At 62.8% G+C, this 15,334-nt stretch carries 15 protein-coding genes; 5 read left to right on the forward strand and 10 right to left on the reverse strand.

Going from position 1 to position 15,334, the window contains the following annotated elements; genetic code table 11:
- Window positions 1–2: 2 nt before the first annotated feature.
- The 3 genes from DTS01S_RS29925 to moaC all read right to left on the reverse strand — a co-directional run bounded on the left by DTS01S_RS29925 (window position 3) and on the right by moaC (window position 2,824).
- Window positions 3–1,949 (reverse strand): O-linked N-acetylglucosamine transferase, SPINDLY family protein, encoded by a 1,947-nt coding sequence (locus tag DTS01S_RS29925; RefSeq protein WP_074932017.1) that lies wholly within the window; start codon window positions 1,947–1,949, stop codon window positions 3–5.
- A gap of 17 nt (window positions 1,950–1,966) precedes the next feature.
- Window positions 1,967–2,230 carry a hypothetical protein gene (locus tag DTS01S_RS21705; protein WP_017406478.1) on the reverse strand — a complete coding sequence of 88 codons (264 nt, stop codon included), beginning with the start codon at window positions 2,228–2,230 and terminating at the stop codon, window positions 1,967–1,969.
- A gap of 120 nt (window positions 2,231–2,350) precedes the next feature.
- Window positions 2,351–2,824 carry a cyclic pyranopterin monophosphate synthase MoaC gene (gene moaC, locus DTS01S_RS21710; protein ID WP_017406479.1) on the reverse strand — a complete coding sequence of 158 codons (474 nt, stop codon included), beginning with the start codon at window positions 2,822–2,824 and terminating at the stop codon, window positions 2,351–2,353.
- Between the two features lie 152 nt (window positions 2,825–2,976).
- Between moaC and DTS01S_RS21715 the strand changes: the two genes are divergently transcribed.
- Window positions 2,977–4,602, forward strand: coding sequence for a M48 family metalloprotease (locus DTS01S_RS21715; RefSeq protein ID WP_061288745.1), 1,626 nt, complete (start codon window positions 2,977–2,979; stop codon window positions 4,600–4,602).
- Here the strand turns inward: DTS01S_RS21715 and DTS01S_RS21720 are convergent.
- From DTS01S_RS21720 to DTS01S_RS21730, 3 genes are all read right to left on the reverse strand, one after another.
- Window positions 4,576–4,923, reverse strand: coding sequence for a phage holin family protein (locus DTS01S_RS21720; protein ID WP_012202791.1), 348 nt, complete (start codon window positions 4,921–4,923; stop codon window positions 4,576–4,578). The two genes, DTS01S_RS21715 and DTS01S_RS21720, sit on opposite strands and share 27 nt — an antisense overlap.
- 152 nt (window positions 4,924–5,075) lie before the next feature.
- Complete coding sequence (locus DTS01S_RS21725; protein WP_016449386.1) at window positions 5,076–5,534, reverse strand: hypothetical protein; 459 nt, start codon at window positions 5,532–5,534, stop codon at window positions 5,076–5,078.
- 134 nt (window positions 5,535–5,668) lie between these two features.
- Window positions 5,669–6,409, reverse strand: a complete 741-nt coding sequence (locus DTS01S_RS21730; RefSeq protein WP_016449385.1) for a TerC family protein — start codon at window positions 6,407–6,409, stop codon at window positions 5,669–5,671.
- 508 nt (window positions 6,410–6,917) lie between these two features.
- Here DTS01S_RS21730 and DTS01S_RS21735 point away from each other — a divergent pair.
- From DTS01S_RS21735 to DTS01S_RS21745, 3 genes are all read left to right on the forward strand, one after another.
- Window positions 6,918–7,349, forward strand: a complete 432-nt coding sequence (locus DTS01S_RS21735) for a DUF3717 domain-containing protein (RefSeq protein WP_017404072.1) — start codon at window positions 6,918–6,920, stop codon at window positions 7,347–7,349.
- A gap of 57 nt (window positions 7,350–7,406) precedes the next feature.
- The gene (locus tag DTS01S_RS21740; protein ID WP_017404071.1) at window positions 7,407–7,586 is read left to right on the forward strand and encodes a hypothetical protein; all 180 of its coding nucleotides are present in this window, start codon (window positions 7,407–7,409) and stop codon (window positions 7,584–7,586) included.
- A gap of 140 nt (window positions 7,587–7,726) precedes the next feature.
- Complete coding sequence (locus tag DTS01S_RS21745) at window positions 7,727–8,416, forward strand: hypothetical protein (protein ID WP_026062040.1); 690 nt, start codon at window positions 7,727–7,729, stop codon at window positions 8,414–8,416.
- Window positions 8,417–8,445: 29 nt separating this feature from the next.
- On the opposite strand, the gene DTS01S_RS21750 is transcribed toward DTS01S_RS21745, so the two are convergent.
- Genes DTS01S_RS21750 through purB form a run of 3 tightly spaced genes read right to left on the reverse strand, consistent with a single transcriptional unit; the run spans window position 8,446 to window position 11,493 of the window.
- Entirely contained in the window at window positions 8,446–9,006 is a 561-nt protein-coding gene (locus DTS01S_RS21750; protein ID WP_017404069.1) for a YaeQ family protein, read from the reverse strand.
- A gap of 26 nt (window positions 9,007–9,032) precedes the next feature.
- Window positions 9,033–10,109 carry an acyltransferase family protein gene (locus tag DTS01S_RS21755; protein ID WP_016449380.1) on the reverse strand — a complete coding sequence of 359 codons (1,077 nt, stop codon included), beginning with the start codon at window positions 10,107–10,109 and terminating at the stop codon, window positions 9,033–9,035.
- Window positions 10,110–10,113: 4 nt separating this feature from the next.
- Entirely contained in the window at window positions 10,114–11,493 is a 1,380-nt protein-coding gene (gene purB / locus DTS01S_RS21760; protein WP_017404067.1) for an adenylosuccinate lyase, read from the reverse strand.
- A 114-nt stretch (window positions 11,494–11,607) separates the two neighbouring features.
- On the opposite strand from purB, the gene DTS01S_RS21765 reads away from it, so the two are divergent.
- Window positions 11,608–12,228, forward strand: coding sequence for a glutathione S-transferase family protein (locus tag DTS01S_RS21765; protein ID WP_017404066.1), 621 nt, complete (start codon window positions 11,608–11,610; stop codon window positions 12,226–12,228).
- 353 nt (window positions 12,229–12,581) lie between these two features.
- Here the strand turns inward: DTS01S_RS21765 and glnE are convergent, their stop codons facing one another.
- Window positions 12,582–15,323 carry a bifunctional [glutamate--ammonia ligase]-adenylyl-L-tyrosine phosphorylase/[glutamate--ammonia-ligase] adenylyltransferase gene (gene glnE, locus DTS01S_RS21770; RefSeq protein ID WP_026062039.1) on the reverse strand — a complete coding sequence of 914 codons (2,742 nt, stop codon included), beginning with the start codon at window positions 15,321–15,323 and terminating at the stop codon, window positions 12,582–12,584.
- Between the last annotated feature and the right edge of the window lie 11 nt (window positions 15,324–15,334).

Genomic DNA, 15,334 nt, shown 5'->3' on the forward strand with positions numbered 1-15,334 from the left:
AGTTATTTAACTGAAGACTCGAGAGATAGACACCACTTGCACCATATCTCTCGCCAAGATGCCTCCAGGCTGCGAGTTAAAATCAGCGCCATTTCCTTATTCGCCTTATCAACCTTAGCCGGCAACACTTTTCGGATACAAGCCAATTCCTCCAGATTTTCACTCCATTGAACAGCCTTTGCGATGTAATCGTCGATATCTTGACAACAAAAATCGAATAACCCATAACCTCGCATTATGGAATCTCCAACACGCGATATGGCACTATTACTGGTTAGCACGATCGTTGGCACTCCCATCCCAACTGCATGCAAGGTAGTGGTTCCACCATTATAAGGAAAGGTATCTAGCATCAAGTCAATGCGCCCATGCAATTCCAAATAGCCCTGCAATGGCAAACGCTCCACAAATATCAACCGATCGGTATCCACGCCTCGCGCCTGCATATGCAGGCGGACCTTTTCAGCATATAGGGACGTTGAGTTCCCTAGCAACAGACGGGCTGTCGATGCCCGCACGAGAATCTCTGCCCAGGCATCCAGCACGCTCAGACTGACTTTGGAAGGGTTGTGCAGACAACCGAAGGTAAATGGCTCTCCCTTAAGGCAAGGTAGCTCTTGAAATACCGGCCGACGATCATCCATCGCGAAAACTCCTGCAGCAGGCAGGCGCAACAAGCGCTCGCTATTGAATCTATCAGTCACCCCCTCCGGATCCAAACTATGGTCGGTGATACGCCAGTCGATCGCGGTAAGACCCGTGGTCGACTGGTATCCCAACCATGTCATCTGTATAGGGGCAGGTCTTCTTGCGAACACTGGCAACCGATTGTTGGCCGTATGCCCAGACAGATCCAGCAATATATCGATACGATGCTCGAAAATATCACTGAACAAATCATCGTCACTCCATCCCCCGCAATCTACCCAACGATCTGCATGTGTCTTTAGCCTCTCGGTATGCTCATCCCCGATAGGATTGGTATAGTAGCAGTGAATCTCAAAACTATCATGATCATGGTTTTTCAGCACAGGCTCAATAAAAAATCTCAAGGCATGATCGCAGAAATCACCGGACACATAGCCTATTCTCAAAATTCTTGCGCAATCACGCAGATTTTGGTGCACAGGCCAAGAATCTTTGTGCGGATCCTCGAATATACTTGCATAGCGCCTATGTTCAAGAAACTTTTCCTCAACATCAATACTTGATGCCGATTGAAGCAAAAATAAATAGTTACTAAAAAACTCCGGAACACCGGAATCGACTTCAATGGCTTGACGCGCGTAAATCAGGGCATTCTCCAAATCTCCACTTTGTCGATAAGTGACTCCAAGATTGGCGATAATTGCGGCAGATCCAGGCTTGATTTTCAACGCTGCCAGATAGTGAGGAATTGCTGCTTCACTCTGGTGAGAGCAGAATAAAAGGTTGGCAAGGTATAGCTGGTATTCAAAGCATTCAGGTGCTCGCTCCACGGCGTTCAGCATGATATCCATGGCCTCCCGAGGCCGTCCCAAGCGAAGAAGCAACTGCAGAAAATCCGGATAGACCGGTAAAAAATCCGGATTAACCTCCAGCAGCCTGCTCCAACTCGTCGCCGCTTCCTCCTCAAGACCCAGCACCATCTGTGCTTTGCCCATCAGAAACCAGGCATCATGGCTATGCGGCAGCAGCCGTGTAGCCTGCGATAAGCCGGCCAACGCTTGCTTGGGTCTGCCGGCCTCCAGATTACTGAATCCAAGGCCCACCAATAATGAAGCCTCAGTGGGGCTTTCTGCAATGGCTTTCTCATACAGTTGCGCAGCAACATCCCAACGCTCTTGTGCGACGGCTTGATTGGCTTGCAGACGAAAATTTCGAGATACAACGGTAGTCTCAACCTGTACATCTGCTACCTTTCCTTCATTTTTAGATCTACCAAAAAGCAAGGCAAGAATCTTCTTCATATCGCTTCCAGATCAGATTATTGCATCTGCATCACTAACCAGTCCGTCAACTGGCTGGCATATGCTTCCGGGCAGCCCTCATCACGCAGGCTCCACAAAAAACTATTGGCAAGTTGACTGCGCTGATAGAAATTCAGCTTGTTTTCCAGCTTGAATTTCTGCACCAATCGATCTGCCTTGACTAAGGTCTTTTGTGCTTTCTCCATGAACTTAGCATCTTTCTTCATATGGGAAGAATTGAGCTCCCCCATGATGAAGCCCGCCAAATACTTACCAAACATCTTTACATGTTTTGTCTGAAAAAACTTTAGCATCTCTGAACCCCTATTTTAATAAGGTTGCATCCGCGGCTAAATAAAATTGGCACCCAAACCCGTACCAACGGCATCAACGCATACCAATCATTGCCGGGATGAATCCGACTTCCCCCCCCGCTTCTCCACCACCCTCACTTCCTCCATCACCATGGATTTGTCCACCGCCTTGCACATGTCATAGACCGTGAGCAGGGCCACCTGCACGGCCGTGAGCGCCTCCATCTCCACCCCGGTCGGACCAATGGTCTCCACGGTGGCAAGACAGCGGACGGAAGACGTTTCGGGCAGCAACTCAAACTCCACAGCCACCCGCGTCAACGCCAGCGGATGGCACAGAGGAATCAGGTCACTGGTCTTCTTGGCAGCCATGATGCCGGCGATGCGTGCAATGCCCAGCACGTCGCCCTTCTTGGCCGTGCCGCTCTGGATGATGGCCAGGGTTTCGGGCTGCATGGTGATGCGGCCCTCGGCGACCGCGATGCGGTGGGTTGCGGGCTTGGCGCCGACGTCGACCATGTGGGCCTGGCCCTGGGCATCGAAGTGGGTGAGGGAAGACATGGAAGCTCCTGAAAATGCACGGGCCGGTCTACGCCAGTCCTGACACGCTGGTCAGTCCTGCCATGAACGTTCGGCGAACCGAGGCATCATAGTGGGGTGTTCCACCGCCCCGTGACTATGCACGGGCCCGGCCCCTTGGTTCTTACCTGCCCATGCGCCCATCACGCCTGAAGACACGTATCGCCGTTGGCCTGCAGCTGCTGGCGGCCTCTCTCACCATCGCAACGCATGCACCCGCACAGGCCCAGTTGCGCCTGCCCACCTTGGGCGATGGCGCAGCCACGACTACCAGTGACGAGCGGCGCCTGGGTGACCGCATCATCCGCTCGCTGTACCGCGATCCGGACTACATCGACGATGCGGTACTGCAGGAGTATGTGGAAGGCATCTGGCAGCACCTGGTCGATGCGGCGCGCACGCGGGGCGAGCTGTCGGACGAGCTGGAAGAGCGCTTTGCCTGGGAGATCCTGCTGGGGCGGGACCGCTCGGTCAACGCCTTTGCGCTGCCCGGCGGCTATCTGGGAGTGCACCTGGGACTGATCGGCGTGGTCAGCACGCGCGACGAACTGGCTTCGGTGCTGGCGCATGAATTGAGCCACGTCACCCAGCGCCACATTGCGCGTCTCATTGCCCAGCAGGGCAAGCAGACGCCGCTGATGATCGGCTCGATGATCCTGGGCGCCCTGGCCGCCAGCCGCAGCCCGGATGCCGCCATGGCGATGATGATGGGCGGCCAGGCGCTGGCCGTGCAGAACCAGCTGAACTTCTCTCGCGACATGGAGCGCGAGGCCGACCGCATGGGTTATGGCTTGATGGCGCCTGCGGGCTTTGCGCCGCAGGGCTTTGTCACCATGTTCGACAAGCTGCAGCAGGCCAATAGGCTCAATGACAACGGCAGCTGGCCCTATCTGCGCAGCCATCCGCTGACCACGGAGCGCATGGCCGACATGCATTCACGCCTGCCGCGCGGCGTTGCGCCCGCGCCCGCCCCTTCCCTGGAACACGTGATGATGGCCGCACGGGCCCGCGTGCTGTCGCGCCCGGGCGTGGACGTGCTGCGCCAGTGGGCCGAGCTGCCGCGCTCCACCAGCTTTGGCAGCCAAACACCGACCCAGCAGGTGGCACAGTTGTATGCCGCCACGCTGAGCGCCGTGCAATTGCGCGATTGGGCCGAGGCGCGGGAAATGTCCGGGCGCCTTCAAGCGGCCACGGCCGCCGATCCCGGCGCCCTGCGGCAGGCCAAGCTGCTGCAGGCCGAACTGGAGCTGACAGCCGGCAAGCCCGGCGCCGCGTTGCAGGCGTTGCCACCGCTCTACCTGCCTGCAGCCGCACCTGCCCAGGCCAGTCCCACGGAATCCGTCCCCGCCAAGACAACGGAAAGCGGCCCCAGCCTGGCCACCGTCAATGTGGTCGAAAGCCGTGCGGTGCGCCGGCCCGAGCTGCTGATGCGCACACAGATCCTGCTGCGCGAGCAGGGCGCCGCCAGCATGGCAGGCCCGCTGCAGACCTGGGTGACGGACCACCCGCGCGATGCCAGCGCCTGGCAACTGCTGGCCCAGGTTCAGCGCTCTCAGGGCCAGGAGCTGCGCGCGCTGCGCGCCGAGGCCGAGGCCCAGGTCGCGCACTACGACTATGCGGCCGCGGTGGATCGCTTCAAGGCAGCGCAGGAACTGGCCCGCAAGGGCGGGCCCAAGGTGGATTTCATTGAAGCCTCCATCGTGGACACGCGGCTGCGTGCCGTGGAGGAGCTGCTAAGGGAACAGGCGCGCGAGAAGTGACTCGATGGCCAGGCCCAGCAGCGAGTAGATGAGCGCGCCCAGCATGGCCGCCCAGAAGCCCGCGACATGAAAGCCGCTGAGCAGGCCCGAGGCTGCCCAGAACATCAGTCCGTTGACCACGAAGAGAAACAGCCCGACCGTCACGATGGTCACGGGCAGCGTCAGCACCACGAGGATGGGCCGCAGCACCGCGTTGAGCAGGCCGATGACCAGCGCCGCGATCATGGCCGAACTGAAGCTGTTGACCTGCACGCCGCCATAGAGATAGGCCACGACCAGCAGGGCACCGGCGCTGAGCAGCCATTTGATCAGGATTTTCATGCGGGCAGCATAGCAGCAGCCGGCAGATCCGGGTTGAGGCGGCGCACTGGGAACCGTGGACCGGAGAACTCCATGAAAAACGGCATCCCGTTTTCCGGGATGCCGTCCTGACAGTGATCGCCTGACCAGAGCAGCCAGGCAGATGCCAGCCTTTAGACCATCGCTTCCTCGAACACCAGGCCCATCAGCGCGCCGATGGCCGCCAGCGTTCCCGGAAGATTCCAGCGCCGGCCCAGCGGGGCTGCAGGCGCCACGGCTGGGGCCGTGGCTTCCTGCTTGGGGCGGCGCGCATCGACGATCTGGGCCGCGCCATGCTCCTGCTGGAGCTGGGCCACCAGTTCGGCCAGCGGCCCCTTGGCCAGCACCGGCGTGATTCGGCCTGCACTGTCACCGAACACCGGCAGCAACTGGGCAAACAGCTTGTCGGCCCACTTGCCGCGCCAGCTTTCGCGTGCGCTGTGGCTCACCCATTTGCTGACACGGTGGGTTATGCGCGGTGCGCAGGCCACCAGCAACCAGTGCGAGGACTGGGCCTGCGGCGAGGCGGCCAGGGCCTGGACCAGAGGCAGGGCGTAGGAAGCGTCATCCACGTAGACGATGATGGGGTTCAAAGCAAGTCCTTGTCGAACTGGGTTTGCGGGGTGGGACAGGCGGGCGGTCAAAGCCGCCCTTGCACTGGATTGTCGCGAATCGGCGCGGGAGGCCAGACAGGCCAACCCGGCGCCAACCTCAACTTTTCAGGAAATCAAGCTCCGTGGGCATCCGCCTTGGGAGCAGGACGGCGCGAAGCGATGTACTTGCCCAGTGCCAGCACCAGCAGGGCTCCGAACACGCTGGCACCGTACTTGAGCATGTCGGTCTGGGGCAGCTTGACCATCCAGTCCCACTTCTCCGTATTGGCGAAGACGGGGTCGGTGACCAGCATGCCGCCGGCAATCCAGCCCAGCAGCATGCCGCCGGCCACGATGATGATGGGGAAGCGCTCCATCAGCTTGATCACGAGCTGCGAGCCCCAGACGATGATGGGGATGGAGATCAACAGACCCAGCACGACCAGCAGCAGTTGGTGTTCGCCCGAGCTCTGTGCGGCGCCGGCGATGGCGATCACGTTGTCCACGCTCATCACCAAGTCGGCGACGATGATGGTCTTGATGGCCGCCAGCAGCTTGTCGCTGCCCTGGATGTTGTCATGGCCATCTTCATCAGGCGCAATCAGCTTGATACCGATCCACACCAGCAGCAGTGCGCCGACAAACTTCAGGAAGGGCAGCGCCAGCAGCGTCATCGCGAAGGCGATCAGGATGACGCGCAGGATGATGGCGCCAGCCGTGCCCCAGATGATGCCCTTCTTGCGCTGCGCGGGCGGCAGCTTGCGGCAGGCCAGCGCGATCACGACCGCGTTGTCCCCGCCCAGCAGGATGTCGATGATGATGATTTGGCCCAGGGCCACCCAGAACGGGGCGTGAGTCAGAAAGTCCAAGTCCATAAGGTCCTCGCTGTTGAGTACGGCCGGCGAGAACTCCTCCCTCCTGGAGAAACACCCACCAGCACAGAAAGACCGATGCGACGACACAGCGCCTACCCGGGCAAGGACATGCCTGGCTCAGGGGAGAACACCTTGATCGACCGTCATCAGGTCCATCAAAGGTCTTGCTCGGCTGCGGTATGCACCGCAGCCCGGAAGGCCGGAAGCTTGCGCTTCGTATTGACGACCATTCCGATGCCGGCGCGGTGGCTTTGCAACCACCCCTGCCGGCAGAGAGCTACTCCCCTTCGAACCTGCGGATTGCAACACAAAGCCGCTGCGGCACGCAAGTAAAAAAACCCTTCAATTCCACGGAAAGCACAAGCAACACATCCCGCACTCCTTTTATACATCTGCCCCCAACGCTTCACTATTCATAGCAACCCTGAAGCTGATGGAGTGTTGCAGCAGTGCCCGGCCGAGGACTGGCATGCGCCTTATCATCGCTGTCCCTTCCCCTTGCCCGTCCATGACCGCACTGCACATCACCGATATCGAAGCCGCCATCAACTACTGGCGAGAGCGCCACCCGTCCCCGGATGGTGTGCTGCTGCAGCCCGAAGTACGGGCCCTGGCCGAGGTGTACGCGCTGATGATCTTCTGGCATGAGACCGAAGTGCAGGTTGAGGGCTTTCCCTCGCACGCCATGGCAGCCTGGCTGGCCTGGTACGACACGACCCCCGATACGCCCTGCATCGCCATCTGCTCCACCAGCCAGGGCGACGAGAAATGCAAGGGTTGTGGCCGCAGCTTCGACGAAGTGCAGATGTGGACCGCCATGGAGCCACCACAGAAGCGCGCCGTATGGCGCAGGATCACGACAGAAGGCGACTCCTGGCGCTTTACCCGCTATGCAGAGCGTGCGGCCGAGCGCGCGGACATATCGCGCAAACCCGGCTGATTGCCGTATATCGCACCGAACCAGTGCGATGTTGCAGGCGGCCTAACATCAGTCCCCATGCTGCAGACCGCTGCTTCCAGCCACCGCCGCCCCCGCCCCTGCATGCGCCTCACGGCAAGTGATGCGGGGAGCACGCGCGTGCCGGCCAGCAAGGCCTGGCCTGCCACGGCCGCTCGCCTGCGCGAGCGCGATGCAGCGCGGCTGAACATCGGCCCCAGACAGGCCGCACGGTCTTGATGCGCTGCCCTGCGCGGAACCGGGCAGCGTCGCTTCACTGAATCCGCTCTTCTTGCGCCGCCTTCACCTTGAAACTGAAGACGGTTGGGTTTTCACGCGTCTGCCGGGCCACAAGGCCTGCCGACAAAGCGAGCTTTGCCGTGACCTGTCTAGCCTTTGCCCCAGCCGGGCCCTCGTTTTCCTCCCTCTGGCGCCATCTGCGTGATGCCGCGGCGCATCGCGCCTCGGCCCGCTTGCGGCCGCACCACGTCACCGAACTGCGCATCGACGTGATGCAGCCGCTGGTGGAGGGCGAGCTCGAAGCCATTCATGAGCGCCTGTACCAGCCCGGCAACAAGCTGCACGGCCTGGAGCGACGTCCGCTTCACGATCCGCAGTTCCAGCTGCACTGGCGGGAGGCCGACGGCGAATGGTTTGCCTACGTGGAGGATATGGAGCGGCGCTGCCTGGCCGGCTACACGGTGTTCAATCGCCTGGTCGAAGTGGACAAGCGCACCGACCGCCGCGTGCGCTCGCCCCATTCGCGCTTTGCGCCGGACTACCAGCGGCGCGGCATCGCCAGCGCCGTCTACCGCAGCGTGCTCGATACGGGCACCTGCCTCGTCAGCGGCGCACGCCAGTCGCCGGGTGCACACGGCCTGTGGAACCATCTGGCGCGCAGCTATGACGGCCGCTATGTGGGCATCACGGAGAGCAAGTCGCTGATCCATCTGGGCTGCAATGTGCCCGACGATGTCATGGACCGGCTGTCCACTCGCCGCATGCTGCTGGGCGCGGGCTGGACGGTGAAGTCCTTCGCCCAGGCCGTCCGGATGCAGGTGCCTGACTGAGACAGTGGCTTGCTTGGGCCAGTGCCCGGCTACTTCCAGCGCAGCGGCTCGATGAAGACCGTGCCCAGATTGCTGCTGAGCGTCAATGCGCCTTCCTGGATGGTGGCCTGCAGTTGCATGCTGCGCTCGGCCAGCTCCGCCAGCGACTGGGAGGTTTCGGAGGGAATCCGCCAGACCTGCAGCTTGTTCAGTCGTGCCAGCTTGCCTTCCAGGCCTTTCCACCAGACTTCCGCCGCATGGTGGAAGGCGTAGAGCACTACGGCATCGGACTTGTTGCATGCCTTGGCGATGGGCTTTTCCTCGGGCTGGCCGACCTCGATCCACAGGCGCTTGGCTCCCGTGAAGTCGGTCAGCGAGACATCGGGATCCTCGGGATCGGACAGGCCCGCGCCAAAGGCCAGCGTGCCGTCGCCGTTGCACATGTCGCTGAGCTGGTGGGCATTGAGGGCCAGGGCCACAAGGCGCACCATCATGCGCTCGTCCGTTTCGCTGGGATGGCGAGCCAGGGTCAGCGCATGGTCGGCGTAGTAGCCGTGGTCAATGTCGGCGATGGACAGGTTCGCCTTGAAGATGGTGGATTTGAGGGCCATGAGACAGGTAGTTCGGCAGGTGAGGGTCAGCCCGTCACATGCGACGAAGGGATTTTGGGAGCACCCGAAGCGGGCCGGGCAGGCTTGAAGGTCAGTGCCTGCTTTTCCAGCAAATGCCAGGACAGCACGGCCAGCAGGCCCGTGCCGGCCACGGTGCAGGCCAGAGCTGCGCCATAGCCGAGCCGGTCCGCGAAATGCCAGACCACCAGCTGCTGCACGGGAAAGGCGTAAATGTACAGGCCGTAAGAGAAATCGCCGAAATGCCCTGCATGCTTGAGAAGGGGCGTGGATGCCGATCCTGCCACCACGGAAAAAACTGCAAGCGCCAGCAAGGGTGCCTGGCCCGCAATGATCGCCGGGCCTTTGAAGTAGAGGACGGCAAGCAGCAGCAGCATTGCAGTCATCGCCAACGGGCGGCGCTCTATCCACAGATGGCGCCAGCAGGCCAGCGTCGCGCCCAGCGCGAACACCATGCCGTATTGCAGTCCGAACGACCAGGCAGGCATGGCAGCACCCGGCGCTGGGCTGTAGTGCCACTGCATGCCCAAAAGCAGCGCAAGAAATGCCAGGGGAGCAACCCAGGGCCAGCGCATCACACCCAGGGCTCCGGCTGCAGCAAGGAAGGCATAGCAGCCCACTTCCAGCGGGATGGTCCACAAGGGGCCATTGACCGATGAAGCCAGCACGTTGCCATCAAATACGCCCGGCAGCGCAAACTGTGTGTCCAGCCACAGGTTGCGCAGATAGTCCCACGTCAATGGATGCGCGAGATAGGCCTTCAAGGGCAAGGTGGTGACCAAGGGCCCGAGCACGAAAGCGCAGAGCAGGACGGCTGCGATGAGGCCGGGCCAGATACGCAGTGCCCGGCGCGCCGCAAAGCGCCCCAGATGCGGGTCAGCCAGCCAGGACAAGGTGACGAGATAGCCACTGATGGCAAAGAAGATGACCACGCCCAGCGCCCCGGGCTCGTTGTGCAGGAGCTGGGGAACCGGCAAGCCCATGACCGCGAACTGATGGCTCCAGATGACCAGCAGTGCGGCCAGCAGTCTCAGCGCGTCGAAATTGTTGGATCGCGCCGAAGTGCCGGCACCATGGGCCTGCATCAACTCAGACGCGGCGCGCCAGCTCGGCCGCCTTGCCCACATAGGAGGCAGGCGTCATGGCCAGCAGGCGGTCCTTGTCGGCCTGGGGGATTTCCAGGCCGTTGATCAGGCGGTGCAGGTCTTCGGCCTGCACGGTCTTGCCGCGCGTGACTTCCTTGAGCTTTTCGTAGGCGCCCTGCACGCCGTAGCGGCGCATCACGGTCTGGATGGGCTCGGCCAGGACTTCCCAGGCGTTGTCCAGGTCTTCCTGCAGGCGCTCTTCGTTGAGTTCGAGCTTGTTCAGGCCGGTCATCAGCGAGCTGTAGGCCAACGTGGCATAGCCCATGGCCACGCCGATGTTGCGCAGCACGGTCGAATCGGTCAGGTCACGCTGCCAGCGCGAGATGGGCAGCTTTTCGGCCAGGTGCTTGAGCAGGGCGTTGGCCAGGCCCAGGTTGCCTTCGGCATTCTCGAAGTCGATGGGGTTGACCTTGTGCGGCATGGTCGAGGAGCCGATCTCGCCGGCCTTCAGGCGCTGCTTGAAGTAGCCCAGGGACACATAGCCCCAGACATCGCGCGAGAAGTCGATGAGGATGGTGTTGGCGCGCGCGATGGCGTCGAACAGCTCGGCCATGTAGTCATGCGGCTCGATCTGGATCGAGTAGGGCTGGAAGCTCAGGCCCAGACCCTGGGGTTCCGGCGACTCGATCACGTTCTTGCTGAAGGCTTCCCAGTCGAACTCGGGCCAGGCGGAAAGGTGGGCGTTGTAGTTGCCGACGGCGCCGTTCATCTTGGCCAGGAGCTTGACCTCGGCAATGCGCGCGGCTGCCTTTTCCAGGCGCACCAGCACGTTGGCGATTTCCTTGCCCACGGTGGTGGGGCTGGCGGTCTGGCCGTGCGTGCGGCTGAGCATGGGCACGGCAGCATAGGCATGGGCCATCTCGCGCAGCTTGGCCGTGATGCCGGAGATTGCAGGCAGCAGCACGCTGTCGCGGCCGGCGCGCAGTTGCAGCGCGTGGCTGGTGTTGTTGATGTCTTCGCTGGTGCATGCAAAGTGCACGAATTCGGCGGCCTTGAGCAGCTCGGGACGGCCGTCGAACTTGCCCTTGATCCAGTACTCCACGGCCTTGACGTCGTGGTTGGTGGTCTTTTCGATGTCCTTGATGGCCACGGCATCGGCCTCGGAGAAGTTCTTCACCAGGTCCTGCAGATAGACGCGCGCGCCTTCGGACAGGGGCTTGAACTCGGCAAAGCCGGCATCCGACAGGGCGATGAACCAGGTGACCTCCACCTGCACGCGGCGGTGCATGTATCCCATCTCGCTCATGATCGGGCGCAGAGGAGACAGTTTGGCGGCGTAGCGGCCGTCGAGCGGGGACAGGGCGGAGATGTGCGGCAGATTCATGGGCCGTGATTGTAGGTGCGCGCGGCAAAAACGGGGGCCGAGGGGGAGATCGCCGGGCAGCGCATAGAATCTGCTGCCCGCCCATGGGCCGCCTCTTCGCCACGGAAAATTGCCATGAAACTGATAGGTTCCTCCACCAGCGCCTACGTACGCAAGGTACGCGTCGTACTGGCAGAGAAAAGGCTCGACTATCAGTTCGTCGAGGAAAACCCCTGGAGCCGCGAGCTGTCGCCCGGCACCGGCAACCCGCTGGGCAAGGTGCCGCGCCTGGTCATGGACGGCAGCGATGCCATGTTCGACTCGCGCGTGATCGTCGAATATCTGGACACACTTTCCCCGGTAGGCAAGCTGATCCCCGGCACGGGGCGCGAGCGCGCCGAGATCAAGACCTGGGAAGCACTGGCCGATGGCCTGCTGGATGCCGGGGCGCTGGCCCGCCTCGAAGCCACCTGGGATGGCCGCAGCGAAGAACAGCGCTGCCAGGCATGGATAGACCGCCAGCTTGCCAAGGTCCGGGCTGCACTGAACGTGATGTCCCAGGGCCTGGGCGACAAGCCGTATTGCTGCGGCATCCACTTCACCCTGGCCGACGTGTGCGTGGGCTGCGCCCTGGGCTGGCTGGACTTTCGCTTTCCCGAGCTGGACTGGCGCACCGACCACCCCAATCTGGCCACGCTGCAAGCCAAGCTGGCAGAGCGTGCCAGTTTTGCAGCCACGCGCCCTCCCCAGCCCTGACGCCGCACCAGCCCGGGAAAGCAAAAAGGCCACCCGATGGGTGGCCTTTTTGCTGGCATAAAAAAGTTGCGAAGCATCCCGAAACGAATAAAGAGAGGGAGGGAGGAGAAGCGCTTCGGGCGGAACAGTTCAGGACTGTGGCCCCAGAGGCTTCGCAACGTGAAATTCGGTCTGGATACTCTCTCTCAACAAGCTGTTCAATAGATGAGCTACTTTTGCAGAAGTTCCAGGGGTCGTGGGCAGGAAAAATGTAACATTTTGAGGATGCCCGCGATCCTGCTGTAGGCCAATTTCCACGGATGCTGAAGTGAAGGCGTTCGCAGCCGCAAGCCGCCTTCTTTGCGTTCACATCGTCAAGCCGCAACGGCGTTGGCGAAAACCGCATCCCACAAGGCCTTGACGGGCGCACTCAGCGGCTCGGCCTGCCCTGGCACCAGCTGTGCCGAGCGCTCATCCAGCCGTGCCACGTGCTGCAGGCGGCGCAGCTCGCGGTAGGCCCGGGCCGCCTGCTGGCCTACGCCGGCCGGGATCAATCCTGCCTGTTCGGCGCGCTGCAGCAACGCGATATTGCCGAGGTTGGCCATCAGTTCCGGGTACGAGGCCGATTGCGAGAGCACGAGGTACTGGACCGCGAATTCCACATCGACCATGCCGCCCGGGCTGTGCTTGACATCGAACAGGCCGCCGCGCACCGGATGGGCGCCGCGCACGCGTTCGCGCATGGCGACGATTTCGTCGCGCAGCGCCGAGGGGTCGCGAGGCGCGGTGATCACAGCCTCGCGCACGGCATCGAAGCGGGCCTGCAGATCGTCACTGCCCAGCACGAAGCGCGCCCGCGTCATGGCCTGGTGCTCCCAGGTCCACGCCGTGTTGCTGCCGCGCTGCTGCTGGTAGTTGGCATAGGAGGCGAAGCTGGTCACCAGCAGGCCCGAGTTGCCGTTGGGGCGCAGCGCGGTGTCGATCTCGAACAGGTCGCCCTCGCCCGTCTTGACGGCCAGCCAGTTGATAAGCTTGCGCACAAAGGCGGCATAGATCTCGGAGGCGTGTTCGTCTTCGTCATCGAAGACGAAGACGATGTCCAGGTCGCTGCCGTAGCCCAGCTCCTTTCCGCCCAGCTTGCCGTAGCCGATGATGGCGAACTGCGGCGACTCGCGGTGGCGGTTCTTGAGCCGGCTCCAGCACCAGCTGGCCGTCACCCGCAGCACGCAGTCGGCCAGTGCGCTGAGATCGTCCGCCACCTGCTCGACCGTGATGCGGCCTTCGATATCGCGCGCCAGCGTGCGAAAGACCTCGGCATGGTGGGCGCGGCGCAGCAGGTTCAGCAGGGTTTCGTCATCGTCCTCGCCCGTGGCCTGCAGCGCGGCCAGGCGCAGGGCCAGCTCATGCTCGAAGTCCATGGGCGAGAAACGCTCGCCCAGCATGGCTTCGTTGGCCAGCTCGTCGATCACGCCCGGGTGCTGCTGCAGGTAGCGCGCGGGCCAGCGTGCCGCGCCCAGCAGGTCCAGCAGCCGCTCGTGCACGGCGGGGCGCTCCAGCAGCAGGGCCAGATAGCTTTCACGGCGCAGCAGCGGCTCCAGCCAGTTCAGAAAGCGCAGCGCGGCGTCTTCGGGCACGCTGCGCTCGGCCACCCATTGCGCCGTGCGCTGCACGAGTCGAAACAGCCGGCCGCGCGCCTCGTCGCGCAGGTTGGCGATGCGGGCATTGCCGCGCCAGTCGGCCACATGGGCGGCCAGGGCTGGCGGCAACTGCTCCATGAGGCCGTCTATCTCGCGCGGCGTGCCCTGGGCGGGGCTGCGCGCGCCGTTGCAACGGCCCGAGCCGCACTGGGGCTGGGCCGAGCCGCCCAGCAGGGTGTCGAATTCCTCGGCCACCTTTTCACGATGGGCATCGAGCTGGTGCAAAAAGGCGCAGGCATCGGCAAAGCCCATGGTGCGCGCAATCCATTCCAGGTCATCGTCGCGGGTGGGCAGCACATGGGTCTGCTGGTCGTCCAGGTACTGGATACGGTGCTCGACACGGCGCAAAAAGGTGTAGGCCGAGCCCAGGGCGTCGGCCACTTCCTGGCTCATGAGGCCGGCGCGCGCCAGGCGGCCCAGCGCCTCCAGCGTGGGGCGGCAGCGCAGTTCGGGGAACTGGCCGCCACGCACCACCTGCAGCAGCTGCACGGTGAATTCGATCTCGCGGATGCCGCCGCGCGAGAGCTTGACGTCATTGGAGCGGCCCGGATGGCCCGCGCTGCGCCGCGCCGCATGCTCGCGGATCTGGCGGTGCAGCGAGCGCAGCGCATCAAAGACCGCGTAGTCCAGGTAGCGGCGAAAGACAAAGGGCAGGACCACGGCACGCAGCGCCTGCACCTGCTGGGAGCGCACGCAGTCCATGGGCGCCACGACGCGGCTCTTGAGCCAGGCAAAGCGCTCCCACTCGCGTCCATGGGTCTGCAGATACTCCTCCAGCGAGGCCAGCGAGACGGCCGAAGGCCCCGAGTTCCCGTTGGGACGCAGCGCCAGGTCCACGCGGAAGACAAAGCCGTGCTCGGTGGTGTCGCCGATCAGGCCGTAGATGCCCTTGACCACGCGCGCGAAGTACTCGTGGTTGGAGATCACCCCGCGCCCATCGGGCAGGCCGGCGGTGTCGCCGTCCTGCTCGTAGACGTAGATCAGGTCGATGTCGCTGGAGACGTTGAGCTCGCGTGCGCCCAGCTTGCCCATGCCGATGATCCACAGCTGCACTGGCCGGCCGTCGGGGCCTTGGGGCGCGCCATGGCGCGCGTCGAGCTCGGCGCGCGCCTGGATGCAGGCGCGCTCCAGCGCCAGCTCGGCCAGCTCGGTCACGGCGCGCGTGACTACGGCCAGCGGCGCCTGCTGCTCGCAGTCGAGCACCATGGTGCGCTCCATGACCAGCTGGCGCAGCACACGCAGCGCAGCCGACAGGTCCAGGCCACGCTCCAGCAGTGCCACCAGGGCCTGCTCCATGGACGCGCGCTCGGGCGGACCCGGCGGCAAAAGGCTCAGCTCGTCGCCATAGCGACGGTGCAGCCGTTGGTGAAAACGGGAATAGGCGGCCTGTGCGGGGACATTCAAGGCCGTACCTGCCATTGCGTGAACTG

The organism is Delftia tsuruhatensis NBRC 16741 (assembly GCF_001571325.1).
GTDB classification, from domain to species: domain Bacteria; phylum Pseudomonadota; class Gammaproteobacteria; order Burkholderiales; family Burkholderiaceae_C; genus Comamonas; species Comamonas tsuruhatensis.